Raw genomic sequence first — 24,991 nt, forward strand, 5'->3', positions numbered from 1 at the left:
TGGGGGCGAACGCAACCGAACCGGTGTGGTTCCGCTTTTTCCGCGGGGAGGGAGGGCGCTTTTCGCTATTCCGACCCGCGTTGCGAGGTTTTCTCGAGTTCGGAAACTTCCCGCAAAAGCTGTCGACGCGGCTCATCGTCCGGCTCGAGCGATCCTGCCGCTTCCGACAATGCCTGCGCAATGGCTTGCTTCATCCGGTCCGGTCCCGCAGCGTAATGCTGATCGACGAGTATCCTGGCCGTCAGTGTGAAATCCGTGGTCATCACCTGCCTCCGCTTTGCTCACTGCTCCTCAACGCGTGGCCCGGGGCCGGGTTTCCTATCGGTTGATCCTCGTGCCGCAGAGCCAGCGATAGCCGTAGGCGGGCAAGGTCACCTGCAAGTTGTCGTGCAGGTCGAATTTTTCTGCGCTGAGCAGATCGGTCATTTCGGCAAGGAAGTGATCGCCAAAGGCCAGATCGATGGTTTGCCGGCGGCCGGACAGATTGTGGACGACCACGACGAATTCGACCCCGTCGCCGACGCAGCGAACATGCACCGCTTCATTGTCCCCTGAGGCTGCAAAGGTCCGGCCTCGTAGCAGGGTGCCGACCTGACGGCGGACCCTGATCAGGGTCTTCACCGCGTTCAGCAGCGAAGCCTCGTCCTTCTGCTGCTGCGCCACATTGACCTGCGTGTAGGAGAAGCGGCCCTGCGCGATCGTCGGCTGGATGAGGCGGGAAGGAGCGGCGTTCGAGAAGCCGCCATTCTTGCCGCCGGTCCACTGCATGGGGGTGCGCACGGAAATGCGGTCCGGCTGCGAGAGATCGTCGCCCATGCCGATCTCGTCGCCATAGACGAGCATGGGGGCGCCCGGCAGCGAGAACATCAGGCTCAGGGCCATTTTCGTGCGGTCGTCATTGCCCTCCAGCATGGGCGCGATCCGTCGCCTGATGCCCCGGTCGTGGACCACGACGCTCTCGTCCTTGGCGAAAGCGGAGAATGCTTCCGCTTTAACGTTTTCGGGCACTTGGGAGAAATCCAGTTCGTCGAGGTTGCGCAGGAAATTGGCCCAGCCGCAATCCGGAGGCGGCTCTGGCAGGAGGTCCAGGGCTTCCGAGATGCGTTTGGCCCGCCCTGTCGCCAGGGCCGCGAAAATATAGCAGGGCATAAGAAAGTTGAAGAGCAGCCCGAGTTGATCGTTCTGGCCGAAATAGCGGCCTGTCTCGGCGGGTGGCAGGTTGACTTCCCCGGCGAGAAGGCCGCCCGGTCGCCGCCTCTGGATATAGCCGTTCAGCCTTTGCAGAACGCCGTCGGGATTTTCCGGATCGGCCTGCGACAACCCGTTTTGTCCGATGACGAACGGGATCGCGTCGAGGCGGAACCCGGCAACGCCCAGCGAGAGCCACTGATCCATGATGCGCTCGATTGCGTCGAGCACTTCGGGATTGCCGGTGTTGAGATCGGGCTGGAAGGCATAGAATTTATGGAAATAATAGGCGTGCGCCACCTCGTCATAGGTCCAGACCGTCGGCTCCTCATCGGGGAAAACGGAGGCATCGTCCGGTTCGACCGGCGGCGCTTCCTTGCTCCAGATATAGTAGTTTCGGTAAAATGAGGCTTCGTCTCGCCGGGCCGCCTCGAACCACGGATGCTTGTCCGAGGTGTGGTTGGCCACCAGGTCGATGATGACGCGGATGCCGCGCTCGCCGGCGGCGTGCAGGAAATCGAGAAAGTCCTCGGTCGTGCCCAGTTGCGGATCGACACGATAATAGTCGCTGACGTCATAGCCATTGTCCCGGCCCGGAGACGGGAAGAAGGGCAGAAGCCAGACGCAGGTGATGCCGAGTTCGGCCAGATAGGGGACTTTCTTCGTCAGGCCGATGAAATCGCCGATGCCGTCGCCATTGCCGTCTGCAAAACGCTTGACGTCGATCGCATAGATGACGGCGTCCAGATACCAGGGCTCGTCATGTGCCATGCGGTCATCTCCTTTCTGGTGCCGGCGGGTTTCGAGCAAGGGTGGCGATAGCTAGGAAGCCCACCAGATGATAAGAATGACGCAGACGACCGCCGCGATCATGCCGACATAGACGCCGAGGCCGCCCCACTGGAAACGGGATTTGTCTTCCACGTCCTTTCGTTCCGAGGGAAAGTCTGTCGTGGCCCCGCCTGCTTCCGCATCGGTCGCAAGCGGCGCGGCGGCCGGGTCGGGAAAGGCGACCTTGTCGCCGGTCTTGCCGGCATCGATATCGGCCCGGAGACGTTCGCCGGAGATTTTCTTGCTCATGACGGAGCCTAGGCGACGCCCTTGCCGCCGGTTACGCCGAAAACCTCGCCGGTGATGTAGCTGCCTTCCTGCGAGGCCAGCAGAACATAGATCGGTGCCAGCTCCACCGGCTGGCCGGGGCGGCCGAAAGCGCTGTTCTGCCCGAAGCTCTCCACCTTTTCGGGGAATTGCCCGCCGCTGGGCTGAAGAACGGTCCAGAACGGGCCCGGTGCTACGGTGTTGACCCGAATGCCCTTTTTAATGAGCTGCTCGGCCAGCGCCTTGGTGTAGGCGACGATGCCGGCCTTGGTCGTGGCGTAATCCAGCAGATGCGCCGAAGGTTCGAAAGCCTGAATGGAGGCCGTGGTGATGATGGCCGCGCCCGGCGGAAGGTGCGGCACGGCCGCTTGCGCCATCCAGTGCAGGGCATAGAGATTGGTCTTGAGCGTACGGTCGAAATCGTCGCTGGACACTTCCTCGACCGATTTGCGCGCTTGCTGGCGGGCCGCATTGATGACGAGGATGTCCAACCCCTCCAACTGCTCTACCGCCTGAGCCAGGATGGATTTGCAGGTCTGTTCGTCCGAAATGTCGCCGGGCAGGGCTACGGCCTTGGTGCCTGCCTGCTCGATATAGCCAATGACTTCATTTGCGTCGTCGATCTCCGAGGGCAGGAAATTTATCGCCACATCGGCGCCTTCCCTGGCATAGGCGATGGCGGCCGCGCGTCCTATGCCCGAATCTCCGCCGGTGATGAGCGCCTTGCGCCCCAGCAGGCGACCGAATCCCGCATAGCTTTCCTCGCCATGGTCGGGGGATGGCTCCATCTTGCCGGCGATGCCGGGGGGCGGTTGCGTCTGGCGGGGAAAGGGAGGTGCGGGATATTGATGCCGGGGATCCTGCATGGTGAAGCGGTCTGTCATTTCGGCCTCCTTGCCTGGAACAAAAGCTAATGCCCCGATGCAAGATTGCGTTCCAAACGCTGGAGGAACGATCGTTCGACTTGATGACTAAGCCGAGGGGTCGACCGAAGGGCAGTTTTCACGGATGAAAATGTCGAACGGAGTGTGGTGCGGGCCGATCGAGCCATGATTGCCACGCCGAAAATGCCGCGCCAGCACTTCAAGCGCCCGGGCCGCTTCGAGCCGCGGATTTTGATCGATCACGGCATCGAGTATGCCGTCGCGCAAGAGCTGCCGCCGCGATGCGGTCAACTCATGGGTGATCATGGTGACCCTCTGGGCCAGCCCCATCGCCTGCATGGTGCGCGCAATGGCGACATTGCCGGATGAGACGTTGTAGATGCCGCGCACTTCGGGATGCTCGGTGAGGGCGGCGGCGACCACTTCGCCGGCCCGGTCGGGATTTTCCCCGCTTTCGAGCGAGGCGACGATACGACACCGGGGGAAGCGTTCGCGCAGGACGGTACGAAAGCCCATTTCGCGCTCTTCGTGTCCGAGCATCCCCTGCATTCCCAGCACGATGAGCAATTCGCCGCCGTCATTGCCGACGAACCTGCCCATGAGTTCACCGACGACGCGGCCCATCTGGCGGTTGTCCGCGCCTACATAGGCAAGCCGCCCGCAATCGGGAATGTCGGTAACCAGGGTGACAATGGGCAGGGACGCCGAATGCAGGCGTAGCGCATCGGAAAGGCGGGGATCGTTCTGGCAGATGATGATCAGCCCGTCATAGCTGCTCGCGGCTTCGTCGATCTTCCTACCGGTGCCGGCTGGGTCGTTCACGTCGATATAATGAAGGAAAGCCGTCATCCGCAGTTCCGCCTGCGAGACGTTCAGGTCGCTGAACGCATCGCGAAGCGCCCGGTAGAAGGGATTGTGCGGGGATTGCATCAGAATGGCGATCCGCAGGGATTTCAAATGGCTGCGGAAGATACGGCGGTCGAGATTGAGGCGGCTAGCCCATTCGAGGACTTTCGCTTCGGCCTTCGGTGAAACGCCGCCTCGGCGATTGATCACCCGGTCGACGGTGGAAAGGCTGACGCCTGCCGCCTTGGCGATCTGCTCGAGCGTTGTCTTGCTGGTCACTTAAAATACTTCCCGCCGCAAAGATGTGAGGTTTGAAGGGTTCCCTTCAAAAGTCAACTACATTGGGCCGGATCGTTCAGCTAGGGTTTCTTCCGTGAGGGAGAGGAAGCCATGAAAAGCGATGTCGCCGGCCATAGCGCGGACAAGTCAATTCGACTGGGCGTCAGCCCTCTTTCATGGGTGAACGAGGTCCTGAAGGACCTCGGGGCCGGCACGACCGCCGAGCAATGTCTTTCCGAGGCCGCCGCCGCCGGTTTTGCCGGCGTGGAACTCAGTAGGATTTTTCCTCGCCAGGCCGAAACGCTTTCGGCCTTGCTCGGGCGGCATCACCTCGGGCTGGCCTCGGGTTGGCACGACGGCTTTCTCGCCGACCGTTCGGTGCAGGAGGAGATCGCCGCGGTCCGTGCGCATGCCAGCCTTCTAAAGGCCTGCGGGGTGTCCGTCATGGTCTATGGCGAGTGCGGCCGCATGCCGGAGCGAGCGCTGGACATCCCCATGTCGGGCCGCCGGACGCTGAGCGCCGGGGAATGGGCCGCCTATGGCGAGCGGCTTACCCGGTTCGCCGAGGCGCTGCACGACGAATTCGGTCTGCGGCTGGCCTATCACCATCATCTGATGATGGTGGCCGAGACCCTTTCGGAGGTACGGGCGGTCATGGCCGCCACCGGACCCGCGGTCGGGCTTCTGCTCGATACCGGCCACGCCTTTGCCGCCGGGTACGATTATTCGATCCTCATTGCCGAGTTCGCCCCGCGCATCAACCATATCCACCTCAAGGACGTCCGCGCGGCGGTGCTTGCGGATGTGCGCGCCCGCGACCGGAGTTTCAACGAGGCCGTCCGCGCAGGGCTGTTTACCGTCCCCGGCGATGGCGACGTGGATTATCGGCCTCTCGCCCGCTTTATCGCCGAGGGCGGATATTCGGGGTGGCTCGTGGTCGAAGCCGAGCAGGATCCCGAACAGGCTCCACCGGCGGAAACCGTCGCCCGCGCCTTCCGCTTCGTTTCCGAACATATCCTGCATGAGACTCTGGAACGGAGTTGAGCCAAGATGAAACGCAAATCCCTCAATATCGGCCTGATCGGATCGGGCTTCATGGGGCAGGCGCATGCCGACGCCTTCCGGCGCGCCGCGCTCCTCTACCGCGATCTGCCGGCGATACCGGTGATGCATACCCTGGCCGATGCCACGCAGGAACTGGCGGATGCGGCGGCGGCGCGGTTCGGCTTTGCCAGAGCGACGTCCGATTGGCGTGCGATGATCGCCGACCCTGAAATCGACATCGTGGACATAACCACGCCCAATGCGATGCATGCCGAAATGGCGCTGGCGGCCATCGCGGCAGGCAAGCATGTCTATTGCGAAAAGCCGCTGACGGTGAAGCTGGAGGACGCCACGGCCCTTCTCGAGGCGGCCGAACGCCGGGGCGTCAAGACCATGATGGCCTTCAACAATATCAAGACCCCGGCCGCCTTGCTGGCCCGGCAGCTTATCGAGCGGGGCGATATCGGCACGCCGACCCGCTTTCGCGGGTGGTTCGATCAGGGGTTTTTCAACGACCCCGAAATGCCCTGGAGTTGGCGTTGCTCGCGGGAGCAGGCGGGCTCCGGGTCGCTGGGCGATCTGGGCTCGCACGTGATCAGCGTGGCCCAGTTTCTCATGGGCGATATCGAAAGCGTTTCGGCACAGCAACAGACCTTCTTCAAGACGCGCCCCGCGGCGGGCGGCGGCTCCGGTTATGGGGCCAGCGCCGACCTGGGAGGGCAGCGCTTGGAGGTGGAAAACGAGGATCAGTTCCAGTCACTGGTGCAGTTTGCCAATGGCGCCGGCGGAACCATCGAATCGTCGCGTATTGCCGCGGGCAAGATCTTCGGTGTCTACTGGGAAATCTCCGGCACGGAGGGCACGATCGTTATGGATGGGGAGCGCTTCAACGAACTCAAGATCGCCCGTTACGGCGACCAGAAGCATGACCGCGGTTTCAAGACCCTGCTGGCGGGAAGCCAGGTCGAGCAGTTCGGCGGATTTTTCGGCTTCGATTTTGCCGGCGGCGGGCTCGGCTATTTCGATGTGAAGGTCATCGAAGTGCACGACCTGATCCATGGTGTCATGGGCCGGGAGGGCTGCTTCCCGGATTTCCGCTTCGGCTGGGAAAACCAGCGGATCATCGCGGCTATGGAGCGCTCGGCCTTCGAGGACAGGCGCGTCAGGATCGGAGAAGTCGCATGACCGGCATAGCGCTCGTGGGGGCCGGGCGCATGGCAAGGGTACATGCCGCCTCCATTGCCGCCGCTGGCGCTCAGGTCGCCACGATTTACGATCCGATCGAGGAGGCCGCCTGCTCCCTGGCCCGGAACACCGGTGCACGCGTCGCCGCCACGGCGGCCGAGGCCATGGCCGATCCTGCCGCCGATGCGATCATGATCGCGACCTCGTCCGATACCCATGTCGAGCTCTTGCTCGAGGCGGTGCGGACCGGCAAGCCGGTATTGTGCGAAAAGCCCCTCGCCTCCAGCTACGAGGCGAGCCGGAAATTCGTCGCCGCCATAGGCGAAGCCGCGGCCCGCAAGGTCTTCCTCGGCTTCAACCGGCGCTTCGATCGTGGTCATGCTGCGGTGCGCGAAGGGGTCCATGCCGGGCGCATCGGCCGGCTCGAGCAACTCACCATCACCAGCCGCGATCCATTTCCCCCGCCCCTGGAATACATACCGCGTTCCGGCGGCCTGTTCCGGGACATGATGATCCACGATTTCGACATGGCCCGGTCCATCGTGGGCAAGCCGATGGTTTCGGTAACCGCGCATGGCTCCTCGATCATCGATCCGGAAGTCGGCAGGCTGGGGGATGTCGACACGGCGAGCGTCACCATGCTGGCTGAAGACGGCACTATCGTCACCATCCTCAATTCCCGCCGTTGCGCCTTCGGTTTCGATCAACGCATCGAGGCGTTCGGAGAAAAAGGCATGCTGCTTTCCGACAACCCCCGCCAATCGGGATTCACTGCCTTCACCCGGGAGGCGCCCGGCACCGCCGCGCCGATCCTCGAATTCTTCATGGAGCGCTATGGGCCCTCCTATACGGAGGAAATCCGCCTGTTCATCGATTGTGCGCGGGAAGGCAGGGACATGCCGGTCAACGCCATCGACGGATTGATGGCCGCCTATCTGGCCGAAGCTGCCACCACCTCCCTCGCGCAGGGGAAGACCATCATCCTGACGGGTCCGGATCAGGAGTTTTCGAAATGAGCGATCTCAATACCCGGCATGGCGATACCAGCGCCGTCATAACCGGGGGAGCGCAAGGGGTTGGCCTGGCGATTGCAAGGCAGTTGGTGGCCGAAGGCTGCCGCAAGCTCATGCTGGCCGGCCGGGACCGGGAAAAGGGTGAAAAGGCCGTGGCCGAACTGGCGGCCATGGGTGCCGATGCGGGGTTCACCGCCATCGATCTGCAGGATGTCGAGGCATGTCTCGCCCTGATCGATGCGGCGATCTCCCGCTTCGGCGCGGTGAACGCCCTCGTCAACGCCGCTGCCCTGGGCGCCCGCGGTACGCTGACCGACACCACCCCGGAATTGTGGGATCGGATGTTCGACACCAATGCCCGTGCGCCGTTTTTCCTGATGCAGGGCTTCGTCAAGCATCGGCAGGCCGAGGGCGGCGGCGGGGCCATCGTCAATATCCTGTCGCAATGCGTCCATTGCGGCCAGTCTTATCTCGCTCCCTACTCCGCTTCCAAGGGGGCGCTCGCAACGCTCACGAAGAACGTCGCCAATGCGTATCGCTTTGATAAAATCCGCTGCAATGCCATCCTGCCGGGGTGGATGGATACGCCCGGCGAGGACATCACTCAGCGTCGATATCACGGCGCCACGGATGGCTGGCTGGAACGGGCGGAAGCCAATCAGCCCATGGGTCAGTTGTGCAAGCCGCACGAACTTGCCGGCCTAGCCAGCTATCTGCTCAGCGCCCAAGCCGGCGTCATGACCGGCGCGCTGATCGACTACGACCAGAACATTGCGGGGTCTTATCCCGAATAGACCCCCGATGCCCGCCCTTCGGGGCACCTCAGACAAGGGAGGAACCTATGAGGAAACTACTGCTCGCAACGACTGCGCTTTGCGCCATGACCGGCTCCGCATTCGCCGAAAGCTACGTCATGATCACGCATACCCAGGGTACCGATCCGTTCTGGCCGGTGGTCGAGAGGGGAGGCCGCGATGCCGCCGAGGCCATCGGCGCCGACTTCGAATATCTGTTCGCCCCTTCGGGCGATATGGCCGACATGGCCCGGCTGATCGAATCCGCCGCTGCCAACCAGCCCGATGGCATCGTCGTCTCGCTGCCCGATGCGGCGGCGCTCGGGCCGGCCATAAAGGCCGCCGTCGATTCCGGCATTCCGGTGATCACCATCAATTCCGGCCTCGAGCACTATCAGGAGGTCGGGGCGCTCATGCATATCGGCCAGCCCGAACGGGCCGCCGGTGTTGCGGCGGGCGAGCGGGCGGAACTCGAAGGCGCGTCCAAGGCGCTGTGCCTGAACCATGAGGCTTTCAACGCCCAATTGGTCGATCGCTGCGAAGGCTATTTCGAGGCGCTCGGGCAGGATCTCAACATGATCGACGTCTCCAACGACGTCGCCCAGATCAAGACGCGCACCGCCGCAGCCTTGCAGGCCGATCCGGAAATCGATGCCCTGCTGGCCGTCGGCCCGCATGTTTGCGAGGCCGCCGCCGATGCCGTCGAGGAGGTGGGGGTAGGGGTCAATCTGGCCTGTTTCGACCTCACCCCGGGCGTGATCAATCTGATCAAGGAGGGACGCGTCGCCTTCACCATCGACCAGCAGCAATATCTTCAGGGATATCTGCCGCTGGTGGTGATGCACCTCTACAACACCAACGCCCACATGCTGCCCGGTGCCAATATTCCGTCCGGGCCCGGCTTCGTCGACGCTACCAATGCCGAAGAGGTGGAAGCGCAGGCGGGCGTCACGCGCTAGGCGCGACGTTCCGAAGAAGCACAAGAATGGGGTGGCCGGCGCAGGCCGCCCCGCAAGGGAGGGAGACCCGACATGGCTCAAACCACGCCGGCCGCGGCCGGAAGAACGGAGCGTGACCGCCTGAAGGCCGGCGGGACGCTGAGGAAACTGACCAGGCGTCCGGAAGTGGGGGCGTTCGCGGTCATGATGCTGGTCATCCTCGCCATCGCCTTTTCCAGCAATGGCAATGCCTTCAACCCGCTCGGCCTCAAGAACAATCTGTCGGTGATCTCCCAGTTCGGCATCATCGCCACCGCTGCCTGTCTTCTCATGATCGCCGGAGAGTTCGATCTGTCGATCGGCTCGATGATCGGCTTTGCCGGCATGGCGATGACGATGATGCTGAAATGGGGATTGCCGTTTGGCCTGGGCGAGGCGACCCCGTTCACCGCCTTTGCTCTCACCCTCGTCATGACTTTGGGGATTGGCTGGCTGATCGGCTTCATCGTCGTGAAATCGGGTCTTTCGAGCTTCATCGTCACGCTGGCCTTTCTGTTCTTCCTGCGGGGTGCCACCGAAGTCAGCTTCCGGGTGATCAATAATTCGACGCAGATTTCCGGCCTGCCGGACTACAAGCTGGAAAGCTGGTTCGCCGGCATCTTCGGCGGGCAGGCCTTCGGCTGGTTCTATGATGTCTGGTTCTGGCTCGGCGGCAATGTGAACCGTGTCGGCGCGCAGTGGGTGACGGGGTTCGATGCGCGCGTCTTTTGGTGGATCGCCATTGCCATCGGCGCCTGGTTCGTCTTGTCCAAGACCCAGGCCGGAAACTGGATTTTCGCCACCGGTGACAATCGCGAAAGTGCGCGCGCCAACGGGGTCCCCGTGGACAAGGTGCGCATCTCGCTGTTCATGTTCACCGCGTTCGCCGCCACGATCTTCGCCGCCTGTCAGGTTTTCGAGACCAACACCGCCGACGCGGCCAAGGGCAATCTCAAGGAATTGGAGGCCATAGCGATCGCGGTGGTCGGCGGTACGCTGATGACCGGCGGGTTCGGCTCGGTGCTCGGCGTTGTTTTCGGAGCCATCACCTTCGGTCTCGTCGCCAACGCGGTCTTTTTCATCCCCGCCATCGACGGCAGCTATTATCGCGTCTTCGTCGGCGCCGTGCTGCTGGCTGCCGTCTTCCTCAATGAAAGCGTTCGCAAGCGCATTACCGGAGGGCTCTGACATGCCGACGCCCGTCATACGCACGGAGAAACTGGTCAAGCGCTTCGGTCCCTTCACGGCGCTCAACGGCATCGACCTCGAAGTCTATGCCGGTGAGGTCCACGCCCTGCTTGGCGACAACGGTGCCGGCAAGTCGACGCTGATCCGTCTGCTGTCCGGCGTTCATCCACCAAGTGAAGGCCGGATTTACGTCGATGGTCAGCCGACTACCTTCCGATCGCCCCGCGATGCCAGCAAAGCCGGGATCGGTACCGTCTATCAGGACCTGGCCCTCAATCCCCTGATGAGCGTGACCCGGAATTTCTTCATGGGGCGCGAACTCTATCAGGGGATAAAGCCCTTCGGCCTGCTGCGCATGAAGGAGATGGACCGGATCACCCATGAAGAGATGATCAAGATCGGCATCGACATATCGGATCCGCAACAGGCGGTGGGCACCATGTCGGGGGGGCAGCGACAGACCCTGGCTATCGCCCGGGCCATCTATTTCGGCGCCAAGGTGCTGATCTTGGACGAGCCCACCTCGGCGCTGGGCCAGAAGCAGCAGATGGAGGTGCTCAAGACGATGATGCGGGTGCGCGCCCGCGGCGATATCGCGATCATCTTCATTACCCACAACGAGGTCCACTCCAAGCTGGTGGCCGACCGCTTTACCTTCCTGGCGCTGGGGGAGGTCATCGGCAAGGGGACCCGGGAAGAGCTGGCCGGTGCCGATATCCGGCATCTCATGGCGGGCGGTATCGAAATCCGCGACCTCGAAAAGGAGCTTGCCGACATCAAGGCCGGGTGACCGCCGCTCGGCGCCGACCTGGAAATCGCGACCTCGAAAAGTCCCGATTTCGGTGGAATCTCGATGCTGTATTTGTTTGCAGGCGACCTTTATAGGTTGAACGCATGCGGTTATCGAGTTTTCATGGATGCACTGAACAGCATTGAGGGCGCGCCCGGGCGACCGGCTTTCGATCCCAACGGTGGCGAGACCGCCGAACTGGTGCGGCTCGCCCAGGCGGGCAGCGTGCCGGCATTCGAAAGGCTGGTGGCCGGGCAATATGCCTTTATCTTCCGGACCGCCTTTCGCTGGTCGGGGGACCGCAGCGATGCCGAAGACGTGGCCCAAACCGTCTGCATGCGGCTGGCGACCGCCTTGAAAAGCTATGATTGGCGCGCCAGTTTCTCCACCTGGCTATACCGGATCACGCTCAATGCCGTGCGCGATCTGCAACGGTCCGAACAGCGCCGCCGCCGCCTCGTCTCGGCGGTTTCGGTGGGAGCTTCCGAAGCGATCCTGCCAACGCAGGAGGATGCCCTGGCGCTGGCGGATTTGTGGCGCCTCGTACGGGAACTGCCCTCCGGCCAGCGCGATGCGGTGTTGCTGGTGCACGGCGAACAGATGAGCCATGCGGAGGCCGCCGAGGTGATGGGGTGCAAGGCGGTGACGGTGAGCTGGCACATCCACAACGCCCGCAAGGCCCTCAAGGACAAATTATGACCCAGAAGGATCAGGACCCGTTCGAGCGCCTCTCCGGGCTGGACACGCCCCAGCCCGACCCGGCCAGGCAGGCGGCGGCGGTGGCGGCCAGTACGCGCCTTTTCGCCCAGGAAGAGGCCAGGGCGGCGTCATCGGGCAAGGCGCGTCCGCCACGTTTTGCAAGCTGGCTTGCGGGCGCATATTGGCTGCGGCCGGCATCGGCCATCGGCCTCGCCGCCATCGCCGCTCTCGTCGTGGTGCCGCTGGTGCGCCCACCCGAGGTCATGCCGCCCGCCGACGCCATGGCGGAAATGGAGGCGCCCGTCCCGCCCGAGCCGATAGCCGACGGTTTCAGCCAGCGCATGGGGGCGGTACCGCGGCCGATGGCCAGCCCAACCACGCTAAGCCGGGGGGGTGAGATCGATATCGAGCGCTACGATTTCGGCGGCGTGACGCTGGCCCTGCGCACGGGGCCGCAAGAGGTGGCGCTCTATCTAGTGGTGGACGGCGCCGAGCGGCAGATTGCCCTATTCCCCCGAAACGGCGCGGAAACCCTGACGCTCAGCGACGCCTTCTGGCACACCGCTGCGGACGAAACGGTGCCGATGCTGCTGGTTCGGTCCGGCTTCATCGGCGCGGACCAGCATTGGGACGTCTTCACCGCTGCGGGGGAGGGCTATCGGCACGCCGACACGCTTTCCCTTGCGATCAGGGATGCCCCGGACCGCGCGGCGGCGATCGCCCGGCTGGAGGAGGGCGCGCCGTGACGGACGCAACGCATCGGGCGCCGAGAAAATTTCATTGCCGACCAAGATCGGCTCGCCCCGAGGCGTCATATTCAACGAGTGGGATCGGCCGGAACCGATCGCTCCTCTCCAATTTCTGCGCAAAGGACATTGCCATGACACCTGCCGTGACTTCCGCCTCGAGAATGATGGCCCTCATTGTCGCTTCGGCCCTGCTGGTGGCGCCGGCCCTAGCGCAGCAGGCCGACGATATGCTCGGTGTGCCCGGGCCCATTTCGTTCCAGGAGCAGGACTATGTGCTGTCGTGGACGTCGAGGCCGAATCCGGACTACATCAAGCAGGAATATGTACCGCAGGGTCAGACGGTCGAGACCTATTCCGAGATGATCCTGATCGAAACCGTGGTGGGCGCCATCACCCCGATTCAGGCGGCGGCGTTGCAGGTGCAGAGCCTTGACGCACGGAAGGGAACCGACCCGGTCGTCAACCACCAGATCATGCAGAACGAAGCCTCGGGCGAGGTGCTGCTCGATTTCGTGGTCAGCGACCTTTCCGTCGATCCCGTCGTGGTGGAATGGAATGCCTATCGTTACGCGGCGCTGCCCGGCAGCGAGGGCGTGATGCTGTTCGCCGTCAGCCGGCGCGGTTACGGGCAGGACGGCGCTACGCAATTCATGAGCGGGCTGGGGGCGCTGCGCTCCGAGGCGATCAGTGCCCTCACGGCACAGCCCCTGCCGGAAATCTCCATCGCCCAATAAGCGGTGGCCAAGCTTTGGCGGCGTGACAGCGTCAAACGGGCAGAAGGTATTTTTGGAGAGCCATCCATGAAAAGATCTCTCGCCGCGCTTCTGCTCGTCTTCGCCTCCATGGTGCCGGCCCAAGCTGACGCGACGCAGTTGCAAGTGGGTCGGACCGGGATTCTCTGCTATATGGCGCCATGCCCGTGGCGTGGCATCGCCGAACCTGCCCCGGACGGCGCCGATCCGGCACGCCTCCTGTGGTCGGGCGATGAACTGCCCCCCATGACCGGCACCCCGGCGCACCAGCGCGAGCTCTCCCGGGCCTGGAAAGACTTCGACTGCCTGCTGGTCGCCGGCGGCTTTGAAGGCGGCGTTTTGCGGGTGGATGACATTCTGGGGAGTTGTTAGGGCAGGGGCGCTATCGGCTTTCCCGATGAAGCAGCGGCTTGCCGGGCAAGACCCCCACCCTCGGTCCCTCCCCACAGGGGGAGGGAGACGAAGGGGCGAGCCTTCGCGCAGCCTTAGATGTCCTGGTTCTGCGGCAGGATGACCAGGTCGCGGATGGTGGCGTTGGCCGGGCGGGTGAGCATGAAGACGAGAGCGTCCGCCACGTCCTCGCAGCGTAGGCCTTCATGGGCGGCCACGCGCCGCTCGATTTCCGCCTGGTCGGTCAGGCCCCAGAGTTCGTTCAGCACGATTCCCGGCGCAAGCGCACCCACTCGCACATTGTGGGGGGCCACCTGCCGGCGCACTCCGTGCACGAAGGATTGCACGGCATGTTTGGTGGCGCTGTAGACCGGCTCCCAGTGAATGGCCTGATGGCCCGAAATCGAGCTGGTCACCACGATGTCGCCGTTGCGGCGCGCAATCATGCCCGGCAGGGCGGCGCGGACCATACGGAAGACGGCGTTCACATTGACGGCGATGACGGCGTCGAATTCGTCGGCATCGCCCTCGGCGACATTGCCGGTGACATAGCTGCCGGCGTTGGCGAACAGGATGTCGATATGTCCGAAATGCTCGCTGATGGTCCTGATGGCGCCATCGACATCGGCGGCACGCGTCAGGTCGGCGGGAACCACCAGCGTGTCGCCGCCCAATTCGGCCTTCAGCGCCTCGAGCCTCTCGGTCGAGCGCGCGACGAGGGCGAGCTTTGCGCCCTCGGCAGCCAGTGCCCGCGCGGCGGCGCGGCCGATGCCCGAACTCGCGCCGGTGATGACCGCGACGCGGCCGGAAATGGATTGTGCCAATCTGTCCTCCTGTGGAAATGACTCAGCGGATGGTGAAGCCGCCATCGATGATGAGATTGGCGCCGTTGATCATGGCCGCGGCATCGCTGGCCAGGAACACTGAGGCTAGGGCGATCTCCTCGGGCTGCGCAAAGCGGCGCGTGGGAATTTCGGCGCGGGCGCGCTCGCCCTTCTCGCCGGACCAGCCGACCTTGGCCAGTTCGGTTTCGACCACGGTGGGCGAGATGCAGTTGGCGGTGACGCCGCGCGGGCCCCATTCGAGCGCCAGGCAATTGGTCATGCCCAGAAGACCTGCCTTGCTGGCGCTATAGGCCACGTGCTCGTCGATACCGATCACGGCGGCCTGCGAGGAAATCGTGATGATACGGCCCCAGCCGGCCTCCAACATGGCCGGCGCGCAGGCGCGAGCGAAAAGATAGGGAGCGCGCAGATTGACCTTGATGGTCAGGTCCCAATCGGCGATGTCGAGTTTTTCGGCCGGCGCCAGAAGGCCGATGCCTGCATTGTTGACGAGGACGTCAATGCGGCCGAAATGCTGGCGCACCTCGTCGGCGAAGGTGGCGATGGCGGTTTCGTCGGTGGCGTCGAACGTCCAGGAGCGATGGCGCTCGCCGAGCGCGCGAGCCAGGTCCACATGCCCGTCATTGCGGTCGGTCAGCGCCAGGCTGGCACCGCTCTCGTGAAAGGCGCGGGCCATGGCGCGGCCGATTCCCCCGGCGGCGCCGGTCACCACCACCACCTTGCCGGTGAGGTCGGTCGCCTCGGCGAATTGGCTGATTTTCATGCTTCTCCTCCCGCTTTCGGGTCTGCGTCGCGATTGGCTCACACCTACACCGGGCGCATCTTGTCTGCAAGTTTGTTTGCTGCTAATGCAAACAAAAGACTGGCGGGAGGAGAGGAAGCCAGTCGGCGCCAGCGCCCGACCTCTCAAAAGGCAACGATCACAGGATCATCAAGACATGAAAACGCTCGGCATTCATTCCTTCGTCTGGACCGGCGGCACCACCCAGGAAGACCTCGAAGGGGCCATGGAGAAATCCGCCAAGCTGGGCTATGGCCTCATCGAGTTCCCGCGCCTCGATCCGTCCAGGTTCGACGTCGCCTGGCTCGCCAAGCGTCTCGAGGGCTACAAGCTCAAGGTTGTCGTGACCATGGGGCTGCCGCTCGACAGCGATATTTCCAGCGAGGATGCGGACAGCGTCAAGCGCGGCGAGCAGGTGCTGGACGACGCCGTCAAGGTGACGCGCGACCTGGGCGGCGAAAAGCTTGGCGGCATCATCTTCTCGGCCCATACCAAATATTTCCGCATGCCCACGAAAAAGGGCTGGCAGAACAGCGTCGACGTGATGGCGCGGGTGGCCGAGCGCGCCAAGGGCGCCGGCGTGTCGATGAACCTCGAAGTGGTAAATAGGTTCGAGAGCAATCTGATCAACACCACCGCTCAGGGCCTGGCCTATATCGAGGCGACCGGCTCGGACAACGTCTTCCTGCATCTCGATACCTTCCACATGAATATCGAGGAAACCGATACGCCCGCTGCGCTGAAACTCGCCGGCAAGAAGCTCGGCTATTTCCATATCGGGGAAAACTACCGCGGCTATCTGGGCACCGGAAATATCGACTTCCCGGCCGTGTTCGATGCCTTGGTCGAGATGGGCTATGACGACTACGTCACCTTCGAATCCTTCTCCACCGAGGTGGTCGATGAGGATCTGTCGATCACCTGCGGCATCTGGCGCGACACCTGGGTCGACAATGTCGAAGTGGCGCGCCTGGCCAAGGCCTTCATCGAGGCTGGCTACGACGAGGCACGGCGTAAGGCGCAGATCACCCGATCGGCTTGATCCGGGGCCGGCGCGAAGGCCGGGCAGAAAGCGCGGTCGGGGTTGTTGAAATCCCGGCCTCTCCTTGGAGGGGCGCGGGGTCTGGCGGTCCCGCCAAGCCCAGCCTAACCAGCCGGCTCGGCCTGTCGCTTGACAGCCGATTTCGCTTCTAATATGTTTGGTTTCACAACGAACATAATAAGGCAAAAAAGCTAAGTTCGGGAGGACGTCATGCAAAATGCTCTTCAGGGGCGCGAGGGGCCTGACCTAGCCAAGGCGGGCTACGCCGCGGATTCGTCCGTGCTGCTTGCGGCTACCGGCATTTCCAAGGCCTTCAACGGCGTGCCGGCCCTGACCGATGGGCGCATTCAGTTGCGCGCCGGCAGTGTCCATGCCCTGTGTGGCGGCAATGGCGCGGGCAAGTCCACCTTCCTCAACATCCTGATGGGGCTGCTGCGCGCCGATGGCGGCAAGATGATGCGCAATGGCCGGTTGGTCAGCTACGCCTCCGCCGCCGAGGCGCTGGATGACGGCATCGCCATCATCACCCAGGAACTGAGCCCGGTTCTGGACATGAGCGTGGCCGAGAACATCTATCTCGGCCGTGAGCCGCGCCGGGGCGGGTGGTTCACCGACAGCGCCAGGATGGTCGCCGACGCCCGGGCGCTGTTCGAGCGGCTCAAATTCAGGATCGATCCGACCGCGATGATGCGCGACCTCACCGTCGCCCAGATGCAACTGGTGGAGATCGCCAAGGCGATCAGCCGCGAAAGCCAGGTGCTGATCATGGACGAGCCCACATCCGCCATCGGCGAGAAGGAGACCGAGACCTTCTTCGACGCCATCCGGTCGCTGCAGGCACAGAATGTCGGTATCATTTATGTCTCGCACCGGCTGACGGACATCTTCTCCATCGCCGATAGCTATACGGTGTTCCGCGATGGCCGGTTCATCGAAACCGGCGCCATCGCCGATATCGACCGCCAGCGGCTGATCGGCCTCATCGTTGGACGCGACCTGCGCGACCATGGCCCGCGCCCCCCGCGCGAGGCCAGCGAGACGGTTCTGGAAGCGCGCGGATTTTCTCATGGCAGCGTGTTCAGCGATATTTCCCTGTCTATCGCCAAAGGTGAGATCCTGGGCCTCTACGGCCTGATGGGCGCCGGCCGCAGCGAGTTCGCCAACGCGCTCTACGGCAACGGGCCCAAGGATAGTGGCGAGGTCTATCTGCACGGCAAAAAGCTCGATATCCACCATCCATCCGACGCGCTGCGCGTAGGCATCGCCATGGTTACCGAGGACCGCAAGGGCACGGGCCTGGTCCTGCCCGCCTCGGTGCATGACAATATCGTCATGGGAGCGCTCAAGCGCTTTTCCAGCTTCGGCTTCATGAAGGCGCAGCAGGAACACAAGGCGGTCGCCGGCCAGATCGAGCGCTTCCACATCCGCACCGCATCCAGCGATCTGGCGGTGCAGAATCTCAGTGGCGGCAACCAGCAGAAGGTGGTGTTCGCCCGCTGCATCGAAACCGATCCGCAAGTGCTGATCTGCGACGAGCCGACGCGCGGCATCGATGAAGGTGCCAAGCGTGAAATCTACGCTTTCCTTTCGGACTTCGCAGCCCGTGGCAATTCGGTGCTGATGATCTCGTCCGAAATCCCAGAAATCCTGGCCAATGCCGACCGGATCGTGGTGTTCCGCTCGGGTCGTATCGCCGGCGAACTGACCGCTGCCGAAGCGACCCAGGAAGCCCTGGTCCATCTCGCCAGTTGAACCGAGGCAAACATATGGTCGATCTCGCTCAAAAGTCCAATGACAGTCGCAATGCCCGCATCGGCCGCCTGCTGTCGCGCTACGGCATCGTCCTGGCGTTCGTTATCCTGTTTGTGGCGCTCTCCCTCGCCCATCCGAATTTCCTGTCCACCGGCAACATCACCAATGTGCTGCGCCAGGTATCCATCAACGGAATCCTCGCTGTCGGCATGACCTTCGTGATCCTGAGCGGGGGCATCGATCTGTCCATCGGCTCGATCCTGGCCTTTGCGGGCATTGTCGCAGGCATGCTGGTGACCGGCGCCGACCCCGGCAATCCCTTCCTCGCCGTGGCGGCCGCCATCGGCGTCGGCGCCCTGTTCGGGGCCGTCAACGGGGTGCTGGTGGCCCGGTTCAAGGTGACGGCCTTCGTCGCCACGCTGGGCATGCTGTCCATGGCCCGCGGCGCCACCCTGCTCTTGAGCGATGGCCGCCCGGTGCCCAATCTCAGCCCGGATTTCCGCTGGCTCGGCCAGGGCTTCGTCGCCGGCATTCCGGTGCCGGTGATCTGTTTCGCCCTGGTGTTCGTCCTCGCCTGGATCGTCCTGCGCTTCACCATTTACGGGCGCTGGATTTATGCGGTGGGCGGCAATGTGCGCAGTGCACGCACCAGTGGCATTCCCACCCGCAGCGTCACCTTCTCGGCCTATGCCATCATGGGAGCGCTGGCCGGTTTCGCCGGAGCGATCCTCACCGCCCGCACCACGTCCGCGCTGCCCCAGGCCGGCCTCGGCTACGAACTCGATGCCATCGCCGCGGTGGTCATCGGCGGCACCAGCCTCGTGGGCGGCGTCGGTTCGGTGGTCTTCACCCTCGTGGGCGTGCTGATCATCGGCGTCATCGGCAACGGCCTCGATCTGCTGGGGGTGTCGTCCTACTACCAGCAGATCGTCAAGGGCGCCATCATCGTGGCTGCCGTGCTGATCGACCGCTCCCGACACGCCCAGTCCTGACATTCCCGCCCCCAGTGGGCCGTAATCTGCACTGCCATCATAGGAGGAACTTTCATGGCAATGTCCGTCAACCGCCGTATCGCCCTGGCCGCCATTCTCGGCGTCAGCGCTCTGGCAGCAAATGCTGCCCAGGCCGCCGACCTGCGGGTCGCCGCCATCGTCCAGAGCCTGGACACCGAGTTCAATGTGCTCTGGGCCAACGCCGCCGAGCGGCACCCGCTGGTCCAGGACGGCACCATCGAGCTGACCATTCTCGATGGCCGTATGGACCCGTTCAACCAGTCCAACCAATTCGATACCGCGATCAATGAAGGCTATGACGCCATCATCTTCATCCCGGTCGACATCAATGCCGGCAATGATCCGGTGGCGCGCGCCATGGAGGCGGGGGTGCCGGTGATCGGCTCCAACACGCTGATCAGCGATACCGACCTCTACCAGTCCTATATCAGCTCCAATGACGTCGTCGCCGGCGAGATGCTCGCCCGCTCGGTGATCGAGCGCCTTGACGGCGAAGGCAATGTCGTCATCGTCGAAGGCATGATCGGCCAGTCGGCCCAGGTCCAGCGCCTCGAGGGCATCCAGAAGGTCCTGGCCGAATATCCCGGTATCAACGTGGTCGAGACCCGCACCGCCAACTGGTCGCGGGCCGAAGCCCTGACGCTGGTGGAAAACTGGCTGATCTCCAATGGCGGTAATATCCAGGGCGTCATTGCCGAGAACGACGAAATGGCCATCGGCGCGCTCGAGGCTGTCAAGGCCTATGGCCTCGACCCGGCCAATGTGCCGGTCGCGGGCGTTGACGGCATCACCGATGCCCTGCTGGCTGTCCAGCGCGGCGAGATGATGTCTACCCTGCAGGATGCCAATGCGCTGGCCCAGGGCGCGATCGATCTGGCGGCCGCCGCCGCGCAGGGCGACAGCTATGAGCCGCGTGCCGAAATCTGGGACGTCAATGGCGGCTCCCTCGAATGGGGCGACGGCACCGAGCAGCAATATTCCGTGCCGTGGGTGCCCGTGACTGCGGATAATGTCGACGAACTGCTGGCGCTTCGCGAAGGCGCCTGAAATACCCTCCCGGGTAAGGAGGCGGCCACCGGCCGCCTCCGCTCTTAACATTGCTGGCCCGATGATTATTGTTCGTTCCGCAAACCTTAGAATTTCCAGATGGCCACACCCCAGTCGATCCGATATCTGAACGAATTGCGCGCGCTCAACGTCCTGTTCCATCGGGGCGGCATGAGCCGGGCGGCGCTGGCGCGCGAACTGGGCCTGAATCGCTCCAGCATGGGCAATATCATCGCCAATCTGGCCGCTGACGAGCTGGTGGTGGAGCGCGCCGACCTCGAGCGCACCGAAACCCGCACCGGCCGTCCGGGGATCGCTATCGAACTCAATCCCGCCGGCGGCACCTTTATCGGTGCCGAAATCGGCGTCGACCGCCTCGGCGTCGTCGCGGTCGACCTGTCCGCCACGCTGCTTCACCGGCAGAGCGTGGATTTCCCTACCGCCGAGCGCGCCTCCGACGAGAGCATCGGCACCATCATCGCGATGATCCGCGAGACCATCGCCAGGATTCGCGGCCTGGGGGAGATCCGCGGTCTCTGCGTCACCCTTCCGGCCCTGCTCGACCATAAGGGCGTCGTCGTCAACGGGCTGCTGCTCGGATGGCAGAACGTACCGCTGCGCGCGCTGTTGCTGGGCCAGTTCGGCGAAGACATCCCCATTGTCATCGAGAACGACGCCAATGCCTTCGGAATTGCAGAGACTTACAGGGACCACTCCACCCGCACCGATACCAAGGCGTTCCTGCTTATCGAGAACGGCGTCGGCGGCGGCATCGTGGTAGGCGGCAAGTTGTTCCGCGGCTCGTTCGGCCACGCCGCCGAGTTCGGCCAGATCGTCCTGGGCGGCGAAGGTTTTTTCCGTGGCCGCACCAGGCCTGGTCACATGGAAAGCTTCGTGGGCAAGGACGCCATACTGGCGCGCTATCACTGGCATGGCGCCGATCCCAAAAGCAGCTTCGAGGACCTGCTCGCCGCCATCCGCGAGGGCGAGGCCCTGGCCATGAAGACGGCTCATGACTGGGGGCAGAAACTGGCCCTGGGCATGACCCAGATCACCAGCATCCTCAATCCCGGCGCCATCGTGCTGGGCGGTTCGGTCGCTCCGGTCTTCGAGGCGGTGGCCGACGAGGTCGTCGCCACCATGCGCAACGAGTTTCTCGAAGGCTTCCGCATGCCCGAAATCCGTGTCTCGTCACTTGGCGTGGATGCGCCCTCCCTGGGCGGTGCCATGCTGATGCACCAGCAGATGTTCTCGGTGGACGAGAAAGTGCTGCATCATGGCGAGCAACCCGCCTCCGCATCGGTCTGAAAGGCTGGAAATCATCGTGACAAGCAAGGTAGTGACGATCGGCGAGATCGTCGTGGAAATCATGGCCGTGCATCCCGGCGACGGCTTTCGCGAGCCTATCGAGCTGATCGGCCCCTTTCCCTCCGGCGCTCCGGCCATCTTTATCGACCAGTTGGCCCGCCAGGGACATCCCTGCGCCATGGTATCCTGCGTGGGCGACGACGATTTCGGCTGGCTCAATATCGAGCGCCTGCGCAAAGACGGCGTCGACGTCTCGGCCATCCGTGTCCACGAGGATGCCGTCACCGGCAGCGCTTTCGTCCGCTACCGGGAATCGGGCGACCGCGATTTCGTCTTCAATATCCGTCACAGCGCCAACGGGCATATCGGGCTGACGCCGGAGGCCCGCGCCGTCATCGCCGCGGCGGGGCATCTGCACGTCATGGGCTCGTCGCTCTCGTCTCCCGCCATCATCGAGGCGGTGCTCTTCGCGCTGGACGAGATCAAGGGCCGGGGCGGCACCGTCTCCTTCGACCCCAATATCCGCAAGGAGATGCTCGGCTTTCCCGAAATGCGCGCCGCGCTGGATCTTGTGCTTGCCGGCACCGACCTGTTCCTGCCCAGCGGCGACGAATTGCTGCTATTTGCTGACGCGCCGGACGAAGCCGCCGCGCTGGCCCAATTGCTGGGGCGGGGCCTCAAGGCGATCGTCCTCAAGCATGGCTCTGCCGGCGCGCGCTATGTCAGCGCCGACGAAGACATTTCCGCCCCCGGTTTCCGTGTTACGGAGGTCGACCCTACCGGGGCGGGGGATTGTTTCGGTGCCACTTTTGTCGCCGGCTGGCTGGCCGGCCGCGATCCGGCGGAGGCGCTTTTGCGCGCCAATGCGGCGGGGGCGCTCGCCGTCACCAAAAAGGGACCGATGGAAGGCGTTTCCTCCACGGATCAGCTTGATGATTTCATCGCCAGCGCGGAGCCGGTCGCATGAGTGTAGAATTCCTGCTCGATCTTCCCCGCCATTATGCCGCCGGTACGCGCTCCGGCATCGTTTCGGTCTGCTCGGCGCACCCGCTCGTCATCGAGGCGGCCCTGCGCGACGGCCTCCGTCGCGATCGGCCGGTTCTCATCGAGGCGACCTGCAACCAGGTCAATCAGGAGGGCGGCTATACCGGAATGAATCCAGCCGATTTCCGCCGCTTCGTCGAGCGGATCGCCGGGGATGTCGGGTTCCCGCTCTCCCGTCTGATCCTGGGCGGCGATCATCTCGGCCCCAATCCATGGAAACACCTGCCCGCCGAAGAGGCCATGGAACGCGCCCGGGTGATGATCGCCGCCTATGCGCGTGCCGGCTTTGCCAAGCTGCATCTCGATACCAGCATGGGATGCCAGGGCGAGCCGGTGGCGCTTTCCGATCATCTTACCGCCTACCGCGCCGCCGATCTCGCCGCTGCGGCCGAAGCCGCCCTGCCGCTCGGCCTGCCCGCGCCCGTCTATGTCGTCGGCACGGAAGTGCCGATCCCCGGCGGTGCGCTGGAAGCGCTCGATCATGTCGAAGTCACCCGTCCGGAGGCAGCGCGCCAGACCGTCGAGGTGCACCGGCATGCCTTCCTCGAACGGGGCCTCGCCGCTGCCCTCTCCCGCGTCATCGCCATCGTCGTCCAGCCGGGCGTGGAATTCGGTAATGACGACCTGATCGTTTACGATCCCGAAAAGGCCAGACCCCTCGTCTCCTCGCTTTCGGAGCTGCCTGGAATAGTGTTCGAGGCTCATTCCACCGATTACCAGCCGGGCAGGGCCCTGTCCGAATTGGTCCGGGACGGTTTTGTCATCCTCAAGGTCGGCCCGGCCCTGACCTTCGCCCTGCGCGAGGCGCTTTACGGGCTCGACCAGATCGGCCTGCAACTTGGTCTTATCACCCCGGACCAGGCCGTATCGGCGGTCATGGAGAGGACCATGCTGGACCAGCCCTCGTTCTGGGAGAAATACTACCCGGGCACCCCGGCCCAGCAATATCTCCAGCGCCATTTCAGCCTCTCGGACCGCATCCGCTATTACTGGCCGCACGCCGATGCCGCCGCCGCCGTCGAGCGCCTGATGACCGCTTTGGGGGCTGAGGACATTCCGGTGCCGCTGATCGGCCAATATCTCGGCGGTTCGCGGGCCGCGACGTTTGATTATGTCGGCCCGCGCGACGCGCGAACCCTGCTTATCCTGGCGGTGCAGCGCCAGATCGAGCTTTATCAGGCGGCCGTCGAGGGCTGAGCCCCGGCCGGCAATCAGTTCTTGCTGATGCGCCGGCCCGTTTCCGCATCGAAGACATAGGTGCGCCCGATGGGGGCGGAGACGGTGAGCCTGGTGCCGGGATCGATGTCCTCCTCGCTCGACACCAACACCATGGCGGGATGGCCGCCCAGATCGAGGGTCACGAAGGTCTGGCCGCCGGTGGGCTCGACGAAGGTGACCTCGCCCGCATGGGGGCCCGAGCCGGTCTGGAAGTGTTCGGGACGGACGCCGACGACGATCTTCTGGCCTTCGCTCACCGTTTCCGCGGGCTCAAACGGAAAGCCGATGCCGCCGGCGGTGAGGGCGGTGTCGCCCTTGACAGCCGCATCGAAGAAATTCATCGCCGGTGAGCCGATGAAGCCGGCGACGAACAGATTGGCCGGGCGGCGATAAAGCTCCATGGGAGAGCCTTCCTGCTGGATGACGCCATGATTGAGCACGACGACGCGGTCGGCCAGCGTCATCGCCTCGACCTGGTCGTGGGTGACGTAGATGGAGGTGACGCCGACCTTCTTGTGCAGCGCCTTGATCTCGCTGCGCATCTGCACGCGCAATTTGGCGTCGAGATTGGAGAGCGGTTCGTCGAATAGGAACACCGCCGGGTCGCGCACCACGGCGCGCCCCATGGCGACGCGCTGGCGCTGGCCGCCCGAAAGCTGGCTCGGCTTGCGCTCGAGCAGCGACTCCAGCTCGAGCATGCGGGCCGCCTGCAGGACGCGCTCCCGGATTTCGGCCTTGGGCTTGCCCGATAGTTCAAGATTGAACGCCATGTTCTTGTAAACGCTCATATGCGGATAGAGCGCGTAGGACTGGAACACCATGGCGATATTGCGCTCGCGCGGGGTGAGGTCGTTGACCACGCGGTCGCCGATGGCGATCTCGCCGTCGGTGATGTCCTCCAGTCCCGCCACCATGCGCAATATGGTGGACTTGCCGCAACCCGAAGGCCCGACCAGGGCGACGAATTCACCATCCTCGACGGAGAGATTGATGCCCTCGATCACCGAGACGGCGCCATAGCTCTTGGCGATGTTTCTGAGCTCCAGACCAGCCATTGCTGTTCTC

Annotated in this window: 26 protein-coding genes; 18 read left to right on the forward strand and 8 right to left on the reverse strand. The window is 63.8% G+C overall.

The window, feature by feature from the left end; all coding sequences use genetic code 11:
* Positions 1-65: 65 nt before the first annotated feature.
* The 5 genes from ACFOOL_RS08010 to ACFOOL_RS08030 form a co-directional block, all read right to left on the reverse strand.
* Positions 66-263, reverse strand: coding sequence for a hypothetical protein (locus ACFOOL_RS08010; protein WP_380096434.1), 198 nt, complete (start codon positions 261-263; stop codon positions 66-68).
* A 55-nt stretch (positions 264-318) separates the two neighbouring features.
* A complete protein-coding gene (locus ACFOOL_RS08015; protein WP_380096435.1) occupies positions 319-1,959 on the reverse strand; it encodes an alpha-amylase family protein in 1,641 nt (546 codons plus the stop codon).
* 51 nt (positions 1,960-2,010) lie between these two features.
* Positions 2,011-2,268 carry a hypothetical protein gene (locus ACFOOL_RS08020; RefSeq protein WP_380096436.1) on the reverse strand — a complete coding sequence of 86 codons (258 nt, stop codon included), beginning with the start codon at positions 2,266-2,268 and terminating at the stop codon, positions 2,011-2,013.
* Between the two features lie 8 nt (positions 2,269-2,276).
* The gene (locus ACFOOL_RS08025; protein ID WP_380096437.1) at positions 2,277-3,170 is read right to left on the reverse strand and encodes an SDR family oxidoreductase; all 894 of its coding nucleotides are present in this window, start codon (positions 3,168-3,170) and stop codon (positions 2,277-2,279) included.
* An 87-nt stretch (positions 3,171-3,257) separates the two neighbouring features.
* A complete protein-coding gene (locus ACFOOL_RS08030) occupies positions 3,258-4,295 on the reverse strand; it encodes a LacI family DNA-binding transcriptional regulator (RefSeq protein ID WP_380096438.1) in 1,038 nt (345 codons plus the stop codon).
* A gap of 111 nt (positions 4,296-4,406) precedes the next feature.
* Here ACFOOL_RS08030 and iolE point away from each other — a divergent pair, with 111 nt between their 5' ends.
* The 11 genes from iolE (at position 4,407) to ACFOOL_RS08085 (ending at position 13,858) form a co-directional block, all read left to right on the forward strand.
* Complete coding sequence (gene iolE, locus ACFOOL_RS08035; protein WP_380096439.1) at positions 4,407-5,339, forward strand: myo-inosose-2 dehydratase; 933 nt, start codon at positions 4,407-4,409, stop codon at positions 5,337-5,339.
* 6 nt (positions 5,340-5,345) lie between these two features.
* A complete protein-coding gene (locus tag ACFOOL_RS08040) occupies positions 5,346-6,524 on the forward strand; it encodes a Gfo/Idh/MocA family protein (protein ID WP_380096440.1) in 1,179 nt (392 codons plus the stop codon).
* Positions 6,521-7,540: an inositol 2-dehydrogenase gene (gene iolG, locus ACFOOL_RS08045; protein WP_380096441.1), complete on the forward strand. Its 1,020-nt coding sequence runs from the start codon at positions 6,521-6,523 to the stop codon at positions 7,538-7,540. Before ACFOOL_RS08040 ends, iolG begins: the two co-directional genes overlap by 4 nt.
* A complete protein-coding gene (locus ACFOOL_RS08050) occupies positions 7,537-8,331 on the forward strand; it encodes an SDR family oxidoreductase (RefSeq protein WP_380096442.1) in 795 nt (264 codons plus the stop codon). Before iolG ends, ACFOOL_RS08050 begins: the two co-directional genes overlap by 4 nt.
* Before the next feature lie 47 nt (positions 8,332-8,378).
* Positions 8,379-9,290, forward strand: coding sequence for a sugar ABC transporter substrate-binding protein (locus ACFOOL_RS08055; protein WP_380096443.1), 912 nt, complete (start codon positions 8,379-8,381; stop codon positions 9,288-9,290).
* A gap of 72 nt (positions 9,291-9,362) precedes the next feature.
* The gene (locus ACFOOL_RS08060) at positions 9,363-10,496 is read left to right on the forward strand and encodes an ABC transporter permease (protein ID WP_380096444.1); all 1,134 of its coding nucleotides are present in this window, start codon (positions 9,363-9,365) and stop codon (positions 10,494-10,496) included.
* Position 10,497: 1 nt separating this feature from the next.
* A complete protein-coding gene (locus ACFOOL_RS08065) occupies positions 10,498-11,286 on the forward strand; it encodes an ATP-binding cassette domain-containing protein (RefSeq protein ID WP_380096445.1) in 789 nt (262 codons plus the stop codon).
* A gap of 123 nt (positions 11,287-11,409) precedes the next feature.
* Positions 11,410-11,985, forward strand: coding sequence for an RNA polymerase sigma factor (locus ACFOOL_RS08070; RefSeq protein WP_380096446.1), 576 nt, complete (start codon positions 11,410-11,412; stop codon positions 11,983-11,985).
* Entirely contained in the window at positions 11,982-12,731 is a 750-nt protein-coding gene (locus tag ACFOOL_RS08075; protein ID WP_380096447.1) for a hypothetical protein, read from the forward strand. Before ACFOOL_RS08070 ends, ACFOOL_RS08075 begins: the two co-directional genes overlap by 4 nt.
* A 134-nt stretch (positions 12,732-12,865) precedes the next feature.
* Positions 12,866-13,468, forward strand: coding sequence for a hypothetical protein (locus ACFOOL_RS08080; RefSeq protein ID WP_380096448.1), 603 nt, complete (start codon positions 12,866-12,868; stop codon positions 13,466-13,468).
* Between the two features lie 66 nt (positions 13,469-13,534).
* A complete protein-coding gene (locus tag ACFOOL_RS08085; protein ID WP_380096449.1) occupies positions 13,535-13,858 on the forward strand; it encodes a hypothetical protein in 324 nt (107 codons plus the stop codon).
* Positions 13,859-13,971: 113 nt separating this feature from the next.
* On the opposite strand, the gene ACFOOL_RS08090 is transcribed toward ACFOOL_RS08085, so the two are convergent.
* Together ACFOOL_RS08090 and ACFOOL_RS08095 are read right to left on the reverse strand one after the other, a co-directional pair.
* Entirely contained in the window at positions 13,972-14,700 is a 729-nt protein-coding gene (locus ACFOOL_RS08090; RefSeq protein ID WP_380096450.1) for an SDR family oxidoreductase, read from the reverse strand.
* A 22-nt stretch (positions 14,701-14,722) separates the two neighbouring features.
* Positions 14,723-15,484, reverse strand: a complete 762-nt coding sequence (locus tag ACFOOL_RS08095; RefSeq protein ID WP_380096451.1) for a GolD/DthD family dehydrogenase — start codon at positions 15,482-15,484, stop codon at positions 14,723-14,725.
* A 175-nt stretch (positions 15,485-15,659) separates the two neighbouring features.
* Here ACFOOL_RS08095 and ACFOOL_RS08100 point away from each other — a divergent pair, with 175 nt between their 5' ends.
* The 7 genes from ACFOOL_RS08100 to ACFOOL_RS08130 all read left to right on the forward strand — a co-directional run bounded on the left by ACFOOL_RS08100 (position 15,660) and on the right by ACFOOL_RS08130 (position 23,905).
* Positions 15,660-16,544: a sugar phosphate isomerase/epimerase family protein gene (locus ACFOOL_RS08100; RefSeq protein WP_380096452.1), complete on the forward strand. Its 885-nt coding sequence runs from the start codon at positions 15,660-15,662 to the stop codon at positions 16,542-16,544.
* Positions 16,545-16,754: 210 nt separating this feature from the next.
* Entirely contained in the window at positions 16,755-18,296 is a 1,542-nt protein-coding gene (locus ACFOOL_RS08105; protein WP_380096453.1) for a sugar ABC transporter ATP-binding protein, read from the forward strand.
* 14 nt (positions 18,297-18,310) lie between these two features.
* Complete coding sequence (locus ACFOOL_RS08110; RefSeq protein WP_380096454.1) at positions 18,311-19,288, forward strand: ABC transporter permease; 978 nt, start codon at positions 18,311-18,313, stop codon at positions 19,286-19,288.
* A gap of 60 nt (positions 19,289-19,348) precedes the next feature.
* On the forward strand, positions 19,349-20,356 hold the full coding sequence (locus ACFOOL_RS08115; RefSeq protein ID WP_380096601.1) for a substrate-binding domain-containing protein: 1,008 nt from the start codon (positions 19,349-19,351) through the stop codon (positions 20,354-20,356).
* Between the two features lie 99 nt (positions 20,357-20,455).
* On the forward strand, positions 20,456-21,664 hold the full coding sequence (locus ACFOOL_RS08120) for an ROK family transcriptional regulator (protein ID WP_380096455.1): 1,209 nt from the start codon (positions 20,456-20,458) through the stop codon (positions 21,662-21,664).
* Positions 21,633-22,631 carry a tagatose kinase gene (locus ACFOOL_RS08125; RefSeq protein WP_380096456.1) on the forward strand — a complete coding sequence of 333 codons (999 nt, stop codon included), beginning with the start codon at positions 21,633-21,635 and terminating at the stop codon, positions 22,629-22,631. The genes ACFOOL_RS08120 and ACFOOL_RS08125 overlap by 32 nt, the downstream gene beginning before the upstream one ends.
* Entirely contained in the window at positions 22,628-23,905 is a 1,278-nt protein-coding gene (locus tag ACFOOL_RS08130; protein WP_380096457.1) for a D-tagatose-bisphosphate aldolase, class II, non-catalytic subunit, read from the forward strand. The genes ACFOOL_RS08125 and ACFOOL_RS08130 overlap by 4 nt, the downstream gene beginning before the upstream one ends.
* 14 nt (positions 23,906-23,919) lie before the next feature.
* Here the strand turns inward: ACFOOL_RS08130 and ACFOOL_RS08135 are convergent, their stop codons facing one another.
* Positions 23,920-24,981 carry an ABC transporter ATP-binding protein gene (locus ACFOOL_RS08135; protein WP_380096458.1) on the reverse strand — a complete coding sequence of 354 codons (1,062 nt, stop codon included), beginning with the start codon at positions 24,979-24,981 and terminating at the stop codon, positions 23,920-23,922.
* Positions 24,982-24,991 lie beyond the last annotated feature (10 nt).

Origin of the sequence: Devosia honganensis, assembly GCF_042648785.1 — a bacterium.
GTDB lineage: Bacteria > Pseudomonadota > Alphaproteobacteria > Rhizobiales > Devosiaceae > Devosia > Devosia honganensis.